The organism is Promicromonospora sukumoe (assembly GCF_014137995.1).
Taxonomy (GTDB): Bacteria; Actinomycetota; Actinomycetes; order Actinomycetales; family Cellulomonadaceae; genus Promicromonospora; species Promicromonospora sukumoe.
The window spans coordinates 2,053,371-2,070,824 of record NZ_JACGWV010000001.1; the positions used below are offsets into that span (position 1 = coordinate 2,053,371).

Below are 17,454 nucleotides of genomic sequence, written 5' to 3' on the forward strand. Positions count from 1 at the left end.
GCTCAGTGCTGCTTCGCCTTCTCCTCGCTCACGGAGCGGCGGTAGTGGCGTGCGGACTTGGTCCGCGCGCCGCACGTTTCCATCGAGTGCCAGCGCCGGCTGCCGTTGCGTGAGGTGTCGTAGAAGTACAGGACGCAGTCCGGATGGGCGCACTGCCGGATCCGGTCGGGGTGCGTCGCGAGCAGCTCGGTGAAGGCGCGGGCCGCACGCCAGGCCGCACCCCATCCGGGGTCCGTGGCCGACGTCGTCCCGGGCCGCCCGTCGCTCACCCGCGTGCTCTCGTACCCGTGGGACAGGACGTCGTTCATGCGGGCGTCCGCCTCGGGGCCCGGGGACTCCAGGAGCGACCGGATTGCGGCCCGCGCGGCCCGCAGGGCCTCGACGTCCTCCGTGGCCGGGTCGAACCCGTACTCGCGGAACCAGAGCTCGGCCGCACCGTCCGCGGCGAGGAAGTCGACCATCTCGCCGCGGTCGATCCATTCGGTGTTCACGAGGTCGAGCGAGATGGTCTCTCCGACCAGCAGACGTTCGAGCATCCCGAAATCCTACCAACAAAGCGTGATTGACCGGTTAGACGGCGGTCCCTGCGCCCCGGGCGGCAACGGTCTAGTAGTCGAAGCTGACGAGGCTCACCTGTTCGCCGTCCAGCCACTCCAGGAGCGCCCTCCGCAGTCCCGGCCCGGCGCACACGCCGTACCGCGCGTGTTCCGTCGCCCCGGCGCCCACGACGTCGTCCTTCCTGATCCTTCGCGTGCGGACGACGGCCCCCAACCGGGCCAGGGTCTCCAGGTCGTCCTGCCCGCTCGCGTCCAGGGTGCCGGTCACGAACAGGGTCACGTCCAGCTCTGCCTGGCCGGCTCGTTCGAGCAGGTCGACGGCGAGCGGCAGGTCGTCGGCGCGCAGGCTCCACAGGACCGGCAGGCGCCGCCCGGGCCCGGCCCCCTGCCCGACCTGCGCCATCAGCGGGGTGATCCCGACGCCGCCCGCCACCACGACGAGGTCCTGGTCCGACGCCCGGAGGCCCTCGTCTCCGCCGAGCTCGAGGACGGGCACCGTCAGCGCCGATCCGGGGTCCCGCCGCGCCAGGAAGCGCGTGACCGGCCCGTGCGTCCGGACCGTGACGTCGAGCTCGACGCCATCCAGGGCGCCCGCGTGCTCCGTGCCCGCACTGTCCTCGCGCCCGCGTGCCGGTCGCGGCTCGGGCGGTGCGCCCGAGATCGTGAACGACCTGATGTAGTCGTCGTTGAGCGACGTCGGGTCGTGGTCGCGCATGTGCGACCAGCCCCGGTCGAGGTGGGCCGAGAAGTCGAGCGTGACGTGCTGTCCCGCTCGCCACGGTCCGAGCGTTGCGAACCGCTCCGCCGCCCGCGGCGACAGGGCGTCGGGGGACAGGCGGAAGGTGTGCCGGTACACCGTGGGCGTGATGCGGGACGAGCGGACCAGGGTCGCGGTCGCGATGGCCTCGGGCCCGTCCGCGCCGTCGGCCGCGCCGGAACGGCCGTCCGCCCCGCGGGCCTCCCTGGCGAGCCGGCGGACGGGCGGGTTGTACGGCGAGGGGGCCAGCGGGCGTCCCCGGAACGGCAGTCCGTCGGCCACGAAGCGGGCCGCCTCGACCGTCACCTTGACCGCGACCCTACTGTGCGGCAGCAGAGCCGCTGCGTCGGCGCCGACCAGAATCTCCGCGCGCCCCGAGAGGTACAGGACGTCACCCGTCTCGAAGTCGGGGAAGGTGATGCCGACGGCCGGGTCGGTCCGGAGGTTGCCCAGGGTCTGGAAGAGCCGGTTGCCCGAGTACTCCGGGTACACCAGGACCACGCCCTCGTCGGCATCGTTGCTGAAGACCCGGACGAACCCCGGCGCGCCGCCGCGGTTGTTCGTGTCCATGCTCTCGGTGTCGCCGCCGTCGTCGCCATCTCCGCCGTCCCGGTGGCGGCTGGAGAGGAAGAAGATGTCGGACCGGCCGACGAGGTCCACGGCCGCCTGGGGCAGGGGGAGCGAGTCGCCGACCAGGCGGGGAAATGCCTCGTGGGTCCGGACGGCCTTGCTGTTCAGGTACTTCGGGCAGTTGCCGAGGGTTTCCTCGACGGCCAGGGCGAGCTGCACGTCCACCCGCGCCGGGTCCGCGGGCCGGGTCCCGGAGGGCCCTGCCCCGTCTCCCTCTGCGCCGTCTCCCGCGGCGCCCTCTCCCTCGGCCCGGTCGGGCAGGACGACGCCGCGGAACACCCGGCCCGCGAGCTTGACCCGCGTCCTCTCCTCCAGGTCGATGGCCAGGCCGGCGACGAGCTTTCCTCCGGGGTGGTCGACGACCCTTCCGTCCGAGGGGCCCGAGAACAGCGCCTCCAGCACGGGGTCGAGCCCGGTCCAGCCTGGCCCGTCGCCGTCACCCCGAGGGCCGAGGTGCGCGGCCGAGCTCAGGCCCAGCACTCCCTCGGCGAGCGGCCGGACCACGCCCGCCCTTCCGCCGAGCACCGTCGTCCAGATCCGGTCGTCGCGGTCGACGGTGCCCAGCGCGAGGAGCGGGCTCCGCGTCATCCAGAGCGCGTAGGCGCTGGGCAGGCCCGGGATCGTCGGGTTGTCCTGCGGGGGCACCCCGAGCCGGCGGTGCATCTCCGCCTCGCCCGGGTGCCACTGCTCGTGCCGGTGGAGTGTGTGCATGCCCTGCCCCTCGGGGTGACCCCCGCTGCTCGACGACGCGTCCCAGTTCTAACCGGTAATATTAGCATTGCTGGTTAGAACTGGGATGGGCGAGGAACTCCGTCCCCGGTCCTACGCCCGCCGAGGCACGGCCCGCGGCTCCGGGCCGTCGTATCCGGCCAGGAGCGGGCGGGGGAGCGGCCCCTTGATCCGGCTGCCGCTGGTCGTCTCCTCCCAGGCGTGGGCCAGGATGCCGACGCTGCGGGACAGCACGAACAGTCCGCGCCCGAGCTCGGGCGCGAATCCCAGCTCGCTGTAGATGATCGCCGTCGCGCCGTCGATGTTCATCGGTACGGGACGGCTCCGCCCCGCCGCGAGCGCGGCCTCCAGGGCCCGCCCCGCCCGCAGCGCCCACCCGGTCACCGCCCCGGCGTCGGCCGCTCGCTCGGTGAGCTCGAGGAGCGGGTCGCGGCGCGGGTCGCGGGGGTGGAACCGGTGCCCGAAGCCCGGGACGTGCTCGCCCCGGGCGCGGTACTCGGCCACGAGCTCGGCCGCCGCCGCGTCGACGTCCCCGCCGTCCCCGGCGCGCTCCTGGATCTCGCGGAGCACCTCCATGCACTGCTGGCCGGCCCCGCCGTGGACGTCACCCAGGAGGTTGGTGCCCGTCGCCACGGCGTTGTTGAGGCCGACGCCGCAGGTCGCGGCCATGCGGGCCGCCGCGATGGAGGGGGCCTGCGGCCCGTGGTCGACGGCGGCCACGAGGGCTGCCTCCAGGAGGCGGCTCTGGTCCGGCGTGGGCAGCTCGCCCCGCAGCATGAGCCAGATCTGGTCGACGAACGTGATGTTGCCGATCAGCTCCTCGACGGGGTAGCCGCGCAGCAGGATCTCACCGGGCCGGATGCGGGTGATGCCGGTGCGCCACCAGCCGGTGACCTGGGCCTCGTACTCCTCGACGGTGGGGAATGCCGCGCTGGTCATACGGTTCCTTCCTCGTGCAGGGTGGCGATCGTCGCGGCGTCGTAGCCGAGCTCGCGCAGGATCGTGTCGGTGTGTTCGCCGAGCAGGGGCGGCTCGTGCGCGGGCACGGGCGCCGCGCCGTCGACGTGGACCGGGCTGCCCAGCACCCGCAGGGGGCGGTCTCGTCCGCCGGGAAAGGGCAGGTCGTGCACGAACCGTCGTTCGGCCACCTGGTCCTGGGCCAGCGCCTCGGGCACGCCGAGCACGCGGGCGGCGGGAACGCCCGCCGCCGCCAGGACCGGCTCCCACTGCTCGGCCGTGCGGGCGGCGAGGGCCTTCTCCAGCTGTTCGGTGAGCTTGGTCCGGTGCGCCTTGCGGGCGGAGCGTTCCGCGAAGCGCGGGTCCGTGCACAGGTCGGGGCGGTCCAGCACCCGGCACAGCGCGACGAACTGCCGCTGCTCGTTGGCGGAGATGTTGAGCAGCCCGTGCCCGGTCGCGAAGGTGCCGGACGGCGCGGCCGTGAAGTTGTCGTTGCCCATGGGCACCGGGTCCTGGCCCGCGATGAGGTGGTTGGAGACCACCCAGCCCATCGCGGTCATGGCCGACTCCAGCATGGAGACGTCGAGGTGCGAGCCCGTGCCGGTGCGGTCCCGGTGCACCAGCGCCGAGGCGATCGCGAACGCCGCCGTCATGCCGCCGAGGGTGTCCGCCACCGGGTACCCGGCGCGCAGCGGCCCGGTGTGCTCGGTGCCGGTCGTGCTCATCATCCCGGAGACGCCCTGCACGATCTGGTCGTAGGCGGGGCGGTCCCGCAGCGGGCCGTCCTGGCCGAAGCCGGAGATCGCGCAGTAGACGAGCCCGGGGTTGGCCTCCCGGAGGCGGTCCCAGCCGAGGCCGAGGCGGTCCAGGACGCCGGGCCGGAAGTTCTCGACGAGCACGTCGGTCGACGCGACGGCCCGGAGCAGGACCTCCCTGCCCGCCGCGCTCTTCAGGTTCAGGGTCAGGGAACGCTTGGCGCTGTTCTGCGCGAGGAACGAGGCGCCGACCCCCGCCTCGTTCAGGTCGTGGTCCGCGCCGAGCCGGCGCGCGAGGTCCCCCGTGCCCGGGATCTCCACCTTGATCACGTCGGCCCCCAGCAGCGCGAGCTGATAGCTCGCGAACGGTCCGGCGAGCACGTTCGTGAGGTCGAGCACCCGGACGCCGTCGAGGAGCCGGGGTGCGGCGGGCGCCTCGGTCACGCGATACCTCCGAAGAACGGGATCCGGGCGAGCCGGGCGGCGGCCTCCAGCACGACGGGGCGCCAGGCGTCGAGGTGCTCCGGGGTGAACCTGCTGGTCGGGCCGCCGAGGCCGACGGCGGCCGCCACCCTGCCCTCCGGTGTGGTCACGGGCGCGGCGATGGCGGAGACTCCTGCCTCGCGCTCGCCGTGGCTGGCCGACCACCCGCGCGCGCGGGTCTCCTCGACGGTGCGGGCGAGCCGGGCGGCAGAGTCGGCCCCATGGCCCGCGGCGACGCCGATGCCCTCGACCTGGTCGGGCGGGAGCCCGGTCAGCAGCACGTGCCCGGTGGCGCCGAGCCAGATCGGCATGGCCTCGCCGACCTGCACGACGTGCCGCAGCTGCTGGGTCCCTTCCTGCTGGGCGATGCAGACGCGCGCGGTGCCCTGGCGCACGTAGACGCGGCTGGACTCCCCGCCGCAGTCCCGGCCCAGCTGCGTGAGCACCTCCGTGGCCTCGGGCGGCACGCTCCAGGTGGACTGCGCCAGCCGCGACCAGCGCATCAGCCCGACGCCCGCCGTGATGCGCCCGTCGCCGCGCGTCCAGAGCATCCCGGCGTGCTCCAGCGTGGTGACGAGCCGCACGACGGTGGACTTGGCGAGCCCGCTGGCCTCGACCAGGTCCCGGATGCTGTGCGAGCTGTGCTGCTCGTCGAAGTGCGCCAGCAGCTCGAGCGCGCGGTGCACGCTGCGCACCCCGTCGCCGCCGGTCGTCGTCTCTGTCACGTCGTCACCTCGTATGCCGTGGCCGCGCCCCGGTGTCCAGTTCCGGGGCAGCAGCGCCGTTCTTGCCAAGCGAAGTGCGCTGCCGTAGCCTCACCGTACCACCAGGCAGACCAACCGAACCGCCTGGTGGTACGCGATGCACGAGTCAACGATGACGACGCCAGCCGGTCCCGTACTCGACGTCGAGGTCACGACGCGGCCCGTGCATCGCTCCAGCCCCACGCCTGAGGAGGCACCGTGTCCGTACTTGTCGTAGCGAGCGCGACCACTGAAGGTCGTGCCGCCCTGCTCGAAGGGGTCGCCGAGGCGCGCCGTCGCGCGACGACGTTGCAGTGGTGCAACGTCGGATCCACCCCCGTCGACGGCGCCGCGGAGCTGCTGGCCGGGGTCGAGGCGAGCCAGGTGACCCGCGACCCCCACCAGGACCCGATCGACGCGGTCCTGGACGTCGTCGCCGCGGGCGACGTCGAGGTGCTCGTGGTCGGCGCCCGGCGGCGCAGCCCGCTCGGCAAGTTGGTGCTCGGGTCGATGGCGCAGCGGCTGATCCTCGACTCCCCGGTACCGGTGCTCACCGTCAAGCCGGCCGCGGGCGCGGGCGGCGGACGGGGGAGCGGCTCATGAGGCGCGGCGTGCGGACCACCATCGCCCTGCTGGTCTGTGTCCCGCTCGTCGTGGCGGCGGGCATCCAGGCCAACCGCTCGGGCAACGTGCACGGCGCGCGGACCGGGCTGACACTGCTCGTCCCGGCCGCCCCGGGCGGCGGCTGGGACACCGTGGCGCGCGAGATGCAGTCCGTCATGCGCGAGCGCGGCATCGTCACCAACCCGCGCGTAGTCAACGCGGGCGGCGCGGCGGGCACCATCGGCCTGGGACAGCTCATGGAGATGTCCGGCCAGGACGACGTCCTGATGGTCACCGGCACCGTCATGATCGGCGGCATCGAGGTGAACGACTCGGCGTACCGCCTCGAGGAGACGACGCCGATCGCGCACCTCGCCGACGACTACGAGGCGCTGGTGGTGCCGGCGGACTCGCCCTACGCCACCGTCGACGACTTCGTCGAGGCGTTCGAGAAGAACCCGGGCCAGGTGTCGATCGGCGGCGGCTCGATCGGCGGCACCGACCACCTGACCGCGGGCCTGCTCGCCGAGGAGGTCGGCGTGGACCCGGCGGACGTCAACTACATCCCGTTCGCGGGCGGCGGCGAGGCCGTCAACGCGCTGCTCTCGCACAGCGTCGCGGCCGGGATGAGCGGCTACAACGAGTTCGCCGACCAGATCGAGGCCGGCAAGCTGCGCATCCTGGCGCTCTCGGCCCCCGAGCCCGTCGCGGACATCGACGCGCCCACCTTCATCGAGGCGGGCTACGACCTCTACCTGCCCAACTTCCGCGGCGTCGTCGCGCCTCCCGGCATCGCGCCCGAGGACGCGGCGGAGCTCCAGGCGATCGTCGAGGAGACCGTCGCCACGCCCGAGTGGTCGGACGCCGTGGAGCGCAACAAGTGGGTCGCCAACCTGCAGACCGGCGAGGAGTTCGGCGACTTCCTCGACGGCGAGATCGGCCGCATCCAGGACGTCGTCAAGGAGCTCGGACTATGACCAGCAACGACCATCCCGTCTCGACGGCGCACACCCCGGCCGCGGCGGCCGCGCAGCAGAACCAGGGCTCCGTCCCGCTCGCCGTGGTCGTCCTGGTGGTCGCCGCGTACCTGGCCTACGGCACCGCGACCATGGAGGTCTCGGACAGCGCGGCCCCTCCCGGGCCCCAGTTCTTCCCCGTGATCGTCACGGTGGTGGCCTCCGTGGTGGGCCTCCTGCTCCTGGCGCAGGGAATCCGCGGCAGGCTGCGACCGGCGGCCCGGCAGGGTGCCGGTTCCGGCGGCAGCGGGCCCGACGCCGCGGCCGACACGGGCCCGGCGCCCGCGAGCGGCGATGCCGGCGAGCGGATCGACTGGCGCCAGGTCGCGATCGTGGCCGGCACGTTCGGCGCCTTCATCCTGATCCTCGAGCCGGTCGGCTGGCTCGTCAGCGGCGCGCTGCTGTTCGCGGGCGTGTCGTACGGGCTCGGCTCGGCCAAGCACCTCGTCAACATCGGCGCGGGGCTCGCGCTCTCCTCCGTCATCCAGCTGGCCTTCGCCGGGGGCCTCGGCCTCCCGCTGCCGTCCGGCATCCTGGCAGGGATCTGACCCATGGATACCTTCACTCATCTGCTCGAGGGCTTCTCGACCGCCCTGTCTCCCATCAACCTGCTCTGGGTCACGATCGGCGCCGTGCTCGGCACCGCCGTCGGCGTGCTGCCGGGCCTGGGCTCGGCCATGGCCGTGGCCCTGCTGCTGCCCATCACGTTCAGCCTCGACCCCACGGGCGCGTTCATCATGTTCGCCGGCGTCTACTACGGCGGGCTGTTCGGCGACTCGATCTCCGGCATCCTGCTCAACACCCCCGGCAACTCCTCGGCGATCGCCTCCACGTTCGAGGGCCACAAGATGGCGCTCGACGGGCGAGCGCCCCAGGCGCTGGCGACCGCGGCGATCGGCGCGGTCATCGGCGGGCTCATCGCCACCACCCTGGTGGCGTTCGGCGCGCCCTACATGGCGCAGCTCGCCACCAACTTCGGGTCGGCCGAGTTCTTCGCGCTGGCGGTGTTCGCCTTCGTGGCGACGTCGGCGGTCGTGGCCGACTCGGTGCTCAAGGGCCTGGCGGCCCTCGTCATCGGGCTGGCGGTCGCGATGATCGGCATCGAGCCGCAGTCGGGCGCCTCCCGGTTCACGATGGGCATCCCCGAGCTGTTCGACGGCGTCAGCATCATCACCGTGACCGTCGGCCTCCTCGCTCTGGGCGAGGTGCTCCGGGTCGCGTCGACCGCGCGCCGCAAGGGCCCGGAGACCAGCATCAACTCCAAGGGGCGGCCCTTCCTGTCCCGCGCCGAGTTCCGCAAGGCGCTGCCCGCCTGGCTGCGCGGCACGGGCTTCGGGCTCCCGTTCGGCGTGATCCCCGTGGGCGGCTCCGAGATCCCCACGTTCCTGGCCTACGGCAACGAGCGGCGTCTCGACCGCAAGCGGCGCAACCCCGAGTTCGGGCGCGGCGCCATCCGCGGCGTGGCGGCCCCGGAGGCGGCGGGCAACGCCACCTCCGGCACCGCGATGGGCGCCCTGCTCACGCTCGGCCTGCCCACCTCCGCGACGGCGGCCATCATGCTCGCGGCCTTCCAGCAGTACGGCATGCAGCCAGGCCCGCTCATGTTCGACCGCAACGGCGACCTGGCGTGGGCGCTCATCGCCTCGCTCTTCGTCGGGCTGGTCGTGCTGGTCATCCTGAACATGCCGTTCGCGTCCATCTGGGCCCGGCTGCTGCTCATCCCGCGCCCGTACCTGTACGCGGGGATCGCGACGTTCTGCGCGTTCGGCGTGTACGCCAACTCCACCAGCCTGGTGGACCTCGGCCTGCTGCTCGCGTTCGGCCTGCTCGGCCTGCTCATGCGGCGCTACGAGGTGCCGGTGGCGCCCGTCCTGATCGCGGCGATCCTCGGCCCGATGGCCGAGACCGAGCTGACCCGCACCCTTGCGGTGAGCGAGGGCAGCCTGACGGCGCTGGCCGCCAGCCCGATCACGATCACCATCTACCTCGCGTTGTTCGCCACGATCGGTGGTGTGCTGATCAGCCGCCTGCGGGCACGGCGCTCCGTCGACGTGTGACGCGTGTGTCCCGGCGGGTGCCTACCCGAGCGGGAAGTCGCTCCACGTGACGTCGTCGGACGGCCGGCCGGTGCGGACGAGGTCGATCACGATCTCGCGCGCTCCGGCCGGCGTCAGGGTCACCGTGTCCGGCGCCGCCCCAGCGCGAGGTCACGACCCGGAGACGGTGAACCCCTGCTCGTTGCCGTACTTGACGATCGACTCCTGCCAGGCGCCCAGCCCGTCGGACAGCGGCGTCGAGCCCGTGTAGGCCTGGCCGACGGTGTCGGGGAACTTGCTGTTCGCGTAGACCTGGTACGGCAGGTACTGCCAGCCGGGGAGCACACCGGTCGCGGACGCGGAGAGCACCTCGTTGATCTTCTGCCCGCCGAAGTACTCCGGCTCCCTGGCCAGGAACTCGGGGCTGGTGAGGTCCGCGGTCGTGGCCGGGAAGTTGCCGTGGTCGAGCCGCACCTGCACGCCGTCGCCGGCGTTCGCGTACTGGAGGAACCCGTAGGCCAGGGCCTTCTGGGTGCTGGCCTCGGTGATCGACAGCGCGGAGCCGCCGTTCTCGGCCGTCGCGGTGCCGCCCTTCGTCCACTGCGGCATCGGCGCCACGCGCCAGTCGCCCGCGGCCCCCGGAGCGCCCGACTCCAGGTTCGCGGGCATCCAGGCGCCCGTCACCAGCGCGGCGATCGTCCCGTCGCCGAGCCGCTGGAACCACTCGTCCGACCACTCCGGGACCTTCGCCACGAGGTCGTCGTCGAGCAGCTGCTGCCACATCTGGGCGAACCGGGCCGAGCCCTTGTCGGCGAGGTCGACGGTCACGGTGGTCCCGTCGACGGCGAACGGCGTCCCGCCGGCCTGCCAGATCATCGACGTCGCGAACCCGGCGTTGCCGTCGTCCGCGATGAGGTGGGTCCCGTCGTCGTGCGCGTGGATCTTGCGTGCGGCCTCGACGAACTCGTCCCACGTGGCCGGCACCTCGACGCCGGCCTCCTTGAACGTCCTCGCGTTGTAGAACAGGGCCATGGGGCCGGAGTCGATCGGCAGGCCGTACACCGCGTCGCCGTCGGTCACCGACCCCCAGGTCCCCGGGGAGTAGGTGCCGTCGAGCTCGCTCGCGCCCAGCGGCGCGAGGTCGGCGAGGGACCCCGCGATCGAGAACTGCGGCAGGGCGTAGTACTCGACCTGCGCGACGTCGGGCACGCCCGAGCCCGCGCGGATCGCGTTCTGCAGCACCACGTAGTGGTCGTTGCCCGTGCCGACGTTCGCCAGCTCCACGTCCACGTTCGGGTACTCGGCCTCGAAGTCCTCGACGACGTGCTCCAGCGTGGGCTCCCACGCCCAGACCAGCAGGTCGCCGCCCTCCTGGAGCGCGGAAGAGACGTCCTCGGGGGACAGGTCTGCCGCGACGCCGGCGCCGGGCGAGACCGCGCACCCGGCCAGTACTGCCATCGCGAGCCCCGTCACGGCGAGCACCGCTCCGGTGCGGCGGGGGATGCCGGTGCCTCGTGCCACAGCTGCTCCGTTCCATTCGTCGTCGACGCCTGCCGGGCAGGCACCCGTACCGTAGCGCCGCACGGGGCGATCCGGGGAGCGGCGCGCGAGGGTCGGACGCTCCCTGTCGAGGCGCCGGACAGGTGGAGCGGAGAGCGCGGTCGCGATCGATAGACAAGTCCTCTCGTCGAGCGTCCGGAGAAGTCTTGGACACTCTCGGAGCGGCCGCCATAGCGTCGTGGCTCGGCCTGCCCGCCCCGCCCGCGGCTTGAGTCTGTCCCTGGGACACGGTGTCTACTCGCAGCCGCGACGACCTGGGGTGTCGGCCGCACGGCAACCGAGAGAAGGAGACTGGATGAGCGCCGCGCGCGTGGGTGAGTGGCAGCTGCTGGACTACGACGACGACCCCGTGCCGGCCGAGCCGTCCGGGCTCGACGCGGTGATCCGGCACTACAAGAAGATCGCCGAGACCATGACCACGCAGGCGGCGCTCCTCAAGCGGATCGGCGACGGTGACGAGACCCTGCTCAAGGGCGAGGCCGCGGGCGCGATGCGCAAGCGTGCGCAGGAGAGCCACGAGGCGCTGGGCAAGGCGGCCGACCGCTACGAGGACGTGCACGCCGCGCTGGTCGAGTACCAGCCGGCGCTGGAGACGGCACGGTCGAAGACCGGTGAGGCGCTGGACGACGCCGAGAAGGCGGCGCGCGCCCTGGCGACCGCCGAGGACATGAGCGACCCGGTGAACGAGGACCGCGGCGAGGACGCCGAGCCGCTGACCGACACGGAGAAGCAGGCGTCCGAGGACCGCGCGACCGCGATCTCCGGGGCGAAGGGCACGATCGAGGCGGCCAAGACCGTGGCGCGCAACGCCATGACGGCGCTCGACGTCGCCGCCGAGGCCGCCGCGACCAAGATCAAGGAGAACTGGGGCGACGACGGGCTGAACCACAGCTGGCAGGACGCGCTCCGGGCCCGGTTCATGAAGTTCCTCAAGGGGCTCGTCGAGGTGCTCGGCTGGATCGGCATGGCCCTGGCGGTGCTGGCGATGATCATCCCCGGCCTCAACGCGCTCGCCTGGGTCGCGTTCGGCGTGGCGGTGGCCGGCCTGATCGGCTCCATCGTGCTGGCCGCCACCGGTGAGGAGAGCTGGATGGGCGTGATCTGGGGCGTCATCGGTGTGCTCACGGCCGGCATCGGTCTCAGGGTGGCCAGCAAGATCAGCAACGCCGTCAAGGCGTCGAGGGCCGCCTCGCAGTCGGCAGTCACCGTCCGGCTGGACGACCTCGGCCGGCTCGCGGAACGGATGGCCGTGTTCCGGAACAACATCGACGGCCCGTTCAGCGCCTTCGCGCTCAACCGGGTGCTGTCCGGCGGGCTCCGGATCAGCGAGAACCTGACGAGCCTCAGCAGGTTGCAGACGCTGCTCCGGATCAACCCGAACGCCTGGCGTATCCCGTCGTTCACCGGCGCCATCGGCATCGGCGGGATCAAGCAGCTCAACGCGCTCAACGCGGCCCTCGACGGCCTGAAGATCACCGGGATCACCGGCGGGTTCGTCAAGCCGTGGGTCTACGTCCTGGGCTCGGCCTCCTGGCTGACCGGCCTCGTCACCGGCGCGTGGAGCACGGCCGTGCCCGCGTCCTCGTTCGGTGACGACGGCCGTGAGGGCTACGACGGCACGACCGACTGGGAGCTCAACCACATCACCAAGGACGCCGGGGAGCCGATCTAGATGCGCACCAGAACTCTTGTCGCCGCGGGGATCGCCGGGGCGCTCGCCGTGTCGGTCGCGACGGGCGGAGCGGCGGCGACCCCGCCGGACGACCCGGCCGCGGCCCCGGTCCCGGCGGCCCCCGAGCCGGTCACGGTCACCCTGCTGACCGGCGACCGCGTCACCGTGACGACCACGGCCGACGGCCACCGGTCCACCGCGGTCCACCCCGCCGAGGGCCGGGAGGGCGTCGCCTTCCTGCGGCGCACCGACGGGGAGCGCACGTTCGTGATCCCGTCCGACGTCGCGCCGATGGTGGGGGAGCGGCTGGACGAGGCGCTGTTCGACGTCGCCGGGCTCGCCGCGACGGGCGTGGACCGGGAGACGGTCCCGGTGATCGTGCAGCAGCCTGAGGGGACGACGGCCCGTTCGACGGCGTCGTCGTCGGAGTGGCGGGCCGCAGGCCTGACGCCCGACCGCCGGCTGGATTCGGTCGGCGCCGTGGCCGACGACGTCGGCCCCGCGCAGGGCGCCCGGCTGCTCGACACGCTGCGCTCACAGGACGGGCGCGCGCAGGACGGCGACCCCGGCGCGAACGCGACGGGCACGCCCGCGATCGAGCGGGTCTGGCTGGACGCCCCCGCGGAGGCGCTCGACGCGGACTCCGCGCCGCAGATCGGGGCCCCGCAGGCGTGGGAGTCCGGCGCGACCGGCAAGGGGGTCACGATCGCCGTCCTGGACACGGGCGTCGACGCGACGCACCCCGACCTCGACGAGGCCGTCGTGGGCGCCAAGGACTTCTCCGGCACGGGCACGGTCGCCGACCGGAACGGCCACGGCACCCACGTGGCCTCCATCGCCGCGGGCTCGGGCCAGGCCTCCGGGGGCGAGAACCGGGGCATGGCGCCCGACGCCGACCTGCTGGTGGGCAAGGTGCTGGACGACGAGGGAGTCTCGACGATGTCGGTGGTCATCGAGGGCATGGAGTGGGCTGTCGACCAGGGCGCCGACGTCGTGAACCTGTCGCTCGGCTTCCCCAACGCCTCGGACGGCACCGACCCGGCGTCGGTCGCCGTGGACGAGCTGACGAAGCGGCACGGCGCGCTGTTCGTCGTCGCCTCGGGGAACGACGGCGGCGACGCGTCGATCGGCTCGCCCGCCGCGGCGTCGTCGGCCCTGACGGTCGGTGCCGTCGACGATTCCGACACCGTCACGGGCTTCTCCAACCGGGGGCCGCGGCTGGACGGCGCGATCAAGCCGGACATCGCGGCGCCGGGCGAGGGCATCGTCGCGGCCCGCGCGGAGGGGACGTCGTCCGGCGAGGTCGTGGACGCGGAGCACGTGGCGCTGACCGGTACCTCCATGGCGGCGCCGCACGTCGCCGGGGCCGCGGCCGCGCTGCTGCAGGCGCGGCCGAAGCTGACGTCGGCGCAGGTGCGCTCGGCGCTCATGGGCTCGGCCGACACCACGGGCGCCACCGTGTGGGAGGAGGGCGCCGGCCGCGTCTTCATCCCGAGCGCGCTGGGCCAGAAGGTGCTGGCGAGCCCGGCGTCGGTGTCGTTCGGGCAGTTCGAGCCGCCGTACACGAAGCCGCTGTCGAAGAAGGTCACCTACCGGAACACCGGCCGGTCCGCGGTCGTCCTCGACCTGGAGGTCTCCGCGACCGGTCCGGACGGCGAGCCGGTCGAGGCCGCCTCGCTCTCCAGGGACCGGCTCAAGGTCCCGGCGCGCGGGACGGCGGCGGTGACCGTCGCCGTGGACAAGGCCGCGGGCGACCTCGGTCGGTACAGCGGCACCGTGGTCGCGACCGGTCCCGGTGGTACGTCGGTGCGCACGCCGGTCGGCTGGGAGAAGCAGCCGGAGATGTTCGACCTGACGGTCCGGCAGACCGGGCGGGACGGCGAGGCGTTCGACGGGCTCTCGCAGCTCACCGTCGTGGACGCGGCGGACCACGCCCGGTTCCAGCAGTCCTTCGCCCTGGAGGGCACGGAGGCGGCCGGCCGGACCTTCGAGGTCCCCGCCGGCACCTACGTCGTGAGCTCCCTGATGATGCGGGGGGCGACCGACCTCGACGTCACGGAGCTGGTCGAGTCGGACGCCCCGCAGGTCGCGGTGACCGAGGACACGACCCTGACGCTCGACGCCCGGGACGCCGAGAAGGTCACGTTCGACGTGCCACGGGCGGCCGACCGGACCGCCCTCGTGCTGGACGGGATGCACGTCGACGAGCAGGGCAGCAGCTTCTCGACGGGCCTGTCCGTCGACGCCGGCGCGGACGCCTATGTCACGCCGACCGACCCGGTCACGGTCGGCGCGTTCGACCACGTCACCGGCGCGCAGCTCAGCGAGCCCGTGGCGGACGACGCGTCGCCGTCGTACACCTACGACCTCACCCTCCGGCAGTCGCCGGTGACGACGGGCGCGTTCGTGATCGGGGCCGAGGACCTCGCCACCGTCACCACGACGTACGCCGAGCCGGCGCGCGACGTGCGGACGTCGGTCTTCTGGTCGGGGGTGCCGGTGGGGCGCGACTGGATCTCCTCGCCCTCCCGGCCGGTCACGCCGGGGACCCGGACCGAGTACCTGAACGCCGAGGACGTGTCCTGGAGCAGGAGCGTGCTCTACGAGTCCCCGGACGCCACCGTGGGCCAGCTCGGCACCGGGCAGCTCGCCCTCGCCCCCGGGTCCGAGACCTCCGTGACGGTGGGCGGCGCCCCGTACTCGCCGGCGGGCTCCCGCGGGCTCTTCGAGGACCAGCTCGACGTCACCACCGACTGGTCGGACGCGGCGGGGAACCTCTTCTTCGAGTCCGGCGAGGACGACGTGCGCCTGGTGGTGCGGCAGGACGGCGAGGTCGTCGCGGACGAGCCCTCGGGCTGGGCCACGGTCACCGTCCCCGCGGGCGGGGCCGAGTACCAGGTGGCGTTCGACGGCGCCCGCGGCTCGGACCGCTGGTACACCGGGGCCGTGGTCTCCGGCGAGTGGACGTTCCGGGCCGAGCCCGGGGTGGAGCCGGCGACGCGCGGCCTGCTGGACGTGCGCTACGACGTGGCCGGGATCGGGCCGCGGGGACATGCCCCGCGCAGCACCGAGGTCGCGGTCTCGGCCGTGGGCGGCGACGGCGCGTCGGTGACCGGGCTGTCGTGGTCCGCCGACGGCGGTGAGACCTGGACGGAGGCCGAGCTGACCGGCGGCGTCGCCGTGGTCGAGGCCCCGGCGGGCACGTCGATGGTCTCCCTGCGTGCCGAGGCGTCCGACGCCGCCGGCGAGACCGTCGTCGAGACGGTGCTGGAGGCCTACCGGGTGGAGTAGTCCCAGGGTTCGGGCGGCCCGCCGCGGACGGTGACGCGGCGGGCGCCCTTCTGGCAGGCTGTGACCGCCCGGTCAGGAGCGGCCGCCCGGCCAGGAAAGGACTCGTCATGGCGTGGAGCACCCGTGAGCTCGCCGACCTGGCGGGCACCACGGTCAAGGCCATCCGGCTCTACCACGAGCGGGGGCTGCTCGATGAGCCCCTGCGACGGTCCAACGGGTACAAGCAGTACGAGGTCAGCCACCTCGTCAGCCTGCTGCGCATCCGGCGGCTCACGGAGCTGGGGTTCCCGCTCTCGGCGATCGACGCGGTCCGCGGCGGGGGCGACGCCTCGCCCGCCGCGCTCCGTGAGCTCGACGCCGAGCTCGCGGCGAGCATCGAGCGCCAGCTCAAGGCCCGGTCGGCCATCGCGGCCATCCTGCGCGACGGCACCGCCGCGGACGCGCCGGTGGGGTTCGAGTCCCTCGGGCCCCGGCTGTCGGACGCCGACAGCTCGCTCATCCACATCTACACCCAGCTCTACACGCAGGAGGCGATGACGGACCTGCGGAAGATGGTGGAGGCGGAGGACCCTGGGGCCGCCGGCGCCGAGTTCGACGCCCTGCCCGCCGACGCGGACGAGGAGACGCGGCAGCGGGTCGCGGAGCAGCTCGCGCCGGACATCGCGCGGCACCTGACGGACCACCCCTGGCTCACCAGCCCGGGTGACCGCCTCGCCCGCAGCGAGGAGGTCACCCGGCAGATGTTCTCGGACGCGATCGTCGAGCTCTACAACCCGGCCCAGCTCGACGTGATCCGGCGGGCGAGCCTGGCCGCGCTGGCGATGCTGGACCAGGCGCCCGCGGCTGACACCCCGGACTGACCCGTCGCTCAGGCGGTGGGGCCGGTCGTCCCGGTGATCAGCACGAGCAGCGGCAGGCCCACGTTGTTGACGGCGTGCACGATCACGGCGGGCCAGATGGACCCGCTGCGGCGCATGACCTCGGCCGCGATGAGGCCCACCACGAGGGCCGAGGGGAGCGCCATGTTGATCCCGTGCACGAGGGCGAAGAAGACCGAGCTGGACACGACACCGATCACCGGGCCGTACCGCAGCAGGGCGTTGGTCACGACGCCGCGGAAGAAGAACTCCTCGCCGATCGGGGTGAGGATCGACAGGAAGAGGAAGGTCAGGATCAGCGGCAGCACGCCACCGCCCGCGGCGTCGTAGTAGTCGCCCTGGGGGTCGGCGTCGAACCCGGTCACGGTGATGACGCCCAGGTTGACCAGCCCCTTGAGCAGGAGCGCGACGACGCCGGCGGCCACGCCGACGAGCACCCAGCGCCAGCTCGTGCGGCGCACGCTGAAGGCGCCCCAGGACCGGATCCGGATCAGCGCGGCGACGGCGAAGGCGATCAGGCCGATGACGCCGGACCACGCGGTCAGGATCAGCCCGTAGACCACGGGGTCCTCGTCCAGGCCGATGGCGCCGAACAGCCGGATCGCGAGCATGGCGACGAGCGCCGCGAGCGAGCCGACGACGATCTCGGGCCAGCCCGGCCGGTCCGGTGCCACGGTGCCGGTCGGGGCAGGCTTCGGGCGGGTGGCATCACTGGTCGACATAGCGGTTCGCTCCATGGTTCTGTTCGTCTGGCGGTGCAGTACGAGCATTGGATTCCGTGCCCATG

General features: G+C 73.2%; 14 protein-coding genes. 7 read left to right on the top strand and 7 right to left on the bottom strand.

Annotated features, from left to right (window positions below):
* Positions 1-2: 2 nt before the first annotated feature.
* The 5 genes from FHX71_RS09025 to FHX71_RS09045 form a co-directional block, all read right to left on the bottom strand.
* Positions 3-536: a CGNR zinc finger domain-containing protein gene (locus tag FHX71_RS09025; RefSeq protein ID WP_182615507.1), complete on the bottom strand. Its 534-nt coding sequence runs from the start codon at positions 534-536 to the stop codon at positions 3-5.
* 70 nt (positions 537-606) lie between these two features.
* The gene (locus FHX71_RS09030) at positions 607-2,655 is read right to left on the bottom strand and encodes a pyridoxamine 5'-phosphate oxidase family protein (RefSeq protein WP_182615510.1); all 2,049 of its coding nucleotides are present in this window, start codon (positions 2,653-2,655) and stop codon (positions 607-609) included.
* 111 nt (positions 2,656-2,766) lie between these two features.
* Complete coding sequence (locus tag FHX71_RS09035; protein ID WP_182615512.1) at positions 2,767-3,612, bottom strand: citryl-CoA lyase; 846 nt, start codon at positions 3,610-3,612, stop codon at positions 2,767-2,769.
* The gene (locus FHX71_RS09040; protein WP_182615514.1) at positions 3,609-4,829 is read right to left on the bottom strand and encodes a CaiB/BaiF CoA transferase family protein; all 1,221 of its coding nucleotides are present in this window, start codon (positions 4,827-4,829) and stop codon (positions 3,609-3,611) included. Before FHX71_RS09040 ends, FHX71_RS09035 begins: the two co-directional genes overlap by 4 nt.
* The gene (locus FHX71_RS09045; RefSeq protein ID WP_182615516.1) at positions 4,826-5,593 is read right to left on the bottom strand and encodes an IclR family transcriptional regulator; all 768 of its coding nucleotides are present in this window, start codon (positions 5,591-5,593) and stop codon (positions 4,826-4,828) included. Before FHX71_RS09045 ends, FHX71_RS09040 begins: the two co-directional genes overlap by 4 nt.
* Positions 5,594-5,830: 237 nt before the next feature.
* Here FHX71_RS09045 and FHX71_RS09050 point away from each other — a divergent pair, with 237 nt between their 5' ends.
* The 4 genes from FHX71_RS09050 to FHX71_RS09065 are packed head-to-tail and all read left to right on the top strand — an operon-like array spanning position 5,831 to position 9,287.
* Entirely contained in the window at positions 5,831-6,214 is a 384-nt protein-coding gene (locus FHX71_RS09050) for a universal stress protein (RefSeq protein ID WP_182615518.1), read from the top strand.
* The gene (locus tag FHX71_RS09055; protein ID WP_182615520.1) at positions 6,211-7,191 is read left to right on the top strand and encodes a Bug family tripartite tricarboxylate transporter substrate binding protein; all 981 of its coding nucleotides are present in this window, start codon (positions 6,211-6,213) and stop codon (positions 7,189-7,191) included. Before FHX71_RS09050 ends, FHX71_RS09055 begins: the two co-directional genes overlap by 4 nt.
* A complete protein-coding gene (locus tag FHX71_RS09060; protein ID WP_182615522.1) occupies positions 7,188-7,778 on the top strand; it encodes a tripartite tricarboxylate transporter TctB family protein in 591 nt (196 codons plus the stop codon). Before FHX71_RS09055 ends, FHX71_RS09060 begins: the two co-directional genes overlap by 4 nt.
* 3 nt (positions 7,779-7,781) lie before the next feature.
* Positions 7,782-9,287 carry a tripartite tricarboxylate transporter permease gene (locus FHX71_RS09065; RefSeq protein WP_182615524.1) on the top strand — a complete coding sequence of 502 codons (1,506 nt, stop codon included), beginning with the start codon at positions 7,782-7,784 and terminating at the stop codon, positions 9,285-9,287.
* 150 nt (positions 9,288-9,437) lie between these two features.
* Here the strand turns inward: FHX71_RS09065 and FHX71_RS09070 are convergent, their stop codons facing one another.
* Positions 9,438-10,787 carry an ABC transporter substrate-binding protein gene (locus FHX71_RS09070; protein WP_182615526.1) on the bottom strand — a complete coding sequence of 450 codons (1,350 nt, stop codon included), beginning with the start codon at positions 10,785-10,787 and terminating at the stop codon, positions 9,438-9,440.
* 334 nt (positions 10,788-11,121) lie between these two features.
* Between FHX71_RS09070 and FHX71_RS09075 the strand changes: the two genes are divergently transcribed.
* The 3 genes from FHX71_RS09075 (at position 11,122) to FHX71_RS09085 (ending at position 16,649) form a co-directional block, all read left to right on the top strand.
* Complete coding sequence (locus FHX71_RS09075) at positions 11,122-12,498, top strand: putative T7SS-secreted protein (RefSeq protein WP_182615528.1); 1,377 nt, start codon at positions 11,122-11,124, stop codon at positions 12,496-12,498.
* Positions 12,499-15,789 carry a S8 family serine peptidase gene (locus FHX71_RS09080; RefSeq protein ID WP_182615530.1) on the top strand — a complete coding sequence of 1,097 codons (3,291 nt, stop codon included), beginning with the start codon at positions 12,499-12,501 and terminating at the stop codon, positions 15,787-15,789.
* Positions 15,790-15,896: 107 nt separating this feature from the next.
* A complete protein-coding gene (locus FHX71_RS09085) occupies positions 15,897-16,649 on the top strand; it encodes a MerR family transcriptional regulator (protein ID WP_182615532.1) in 753 nt (250 codons plus the stop codon).
* Positions 16,650-16,657: 8 nt separating this feature from the next.
* Here the strand turns inward: FHX71_RS09085 and FHX71_RS09090 are convergent, their stop codons facing one another.
* Positions 16,658-17,389 (bottom strand): CPBP family intramembrane glutamic endopeptidase, encoded by a 732-nt coding sequence (locus FHX71_RS09090; RefSeq protein ID WP_182615534.1) that lies wholly within the window; start codon positions 17,387-17,389, stop codon positions 16,658-16,660.
* Positions 17,390-17,454 lie beyond the last annotated feature (65 nt).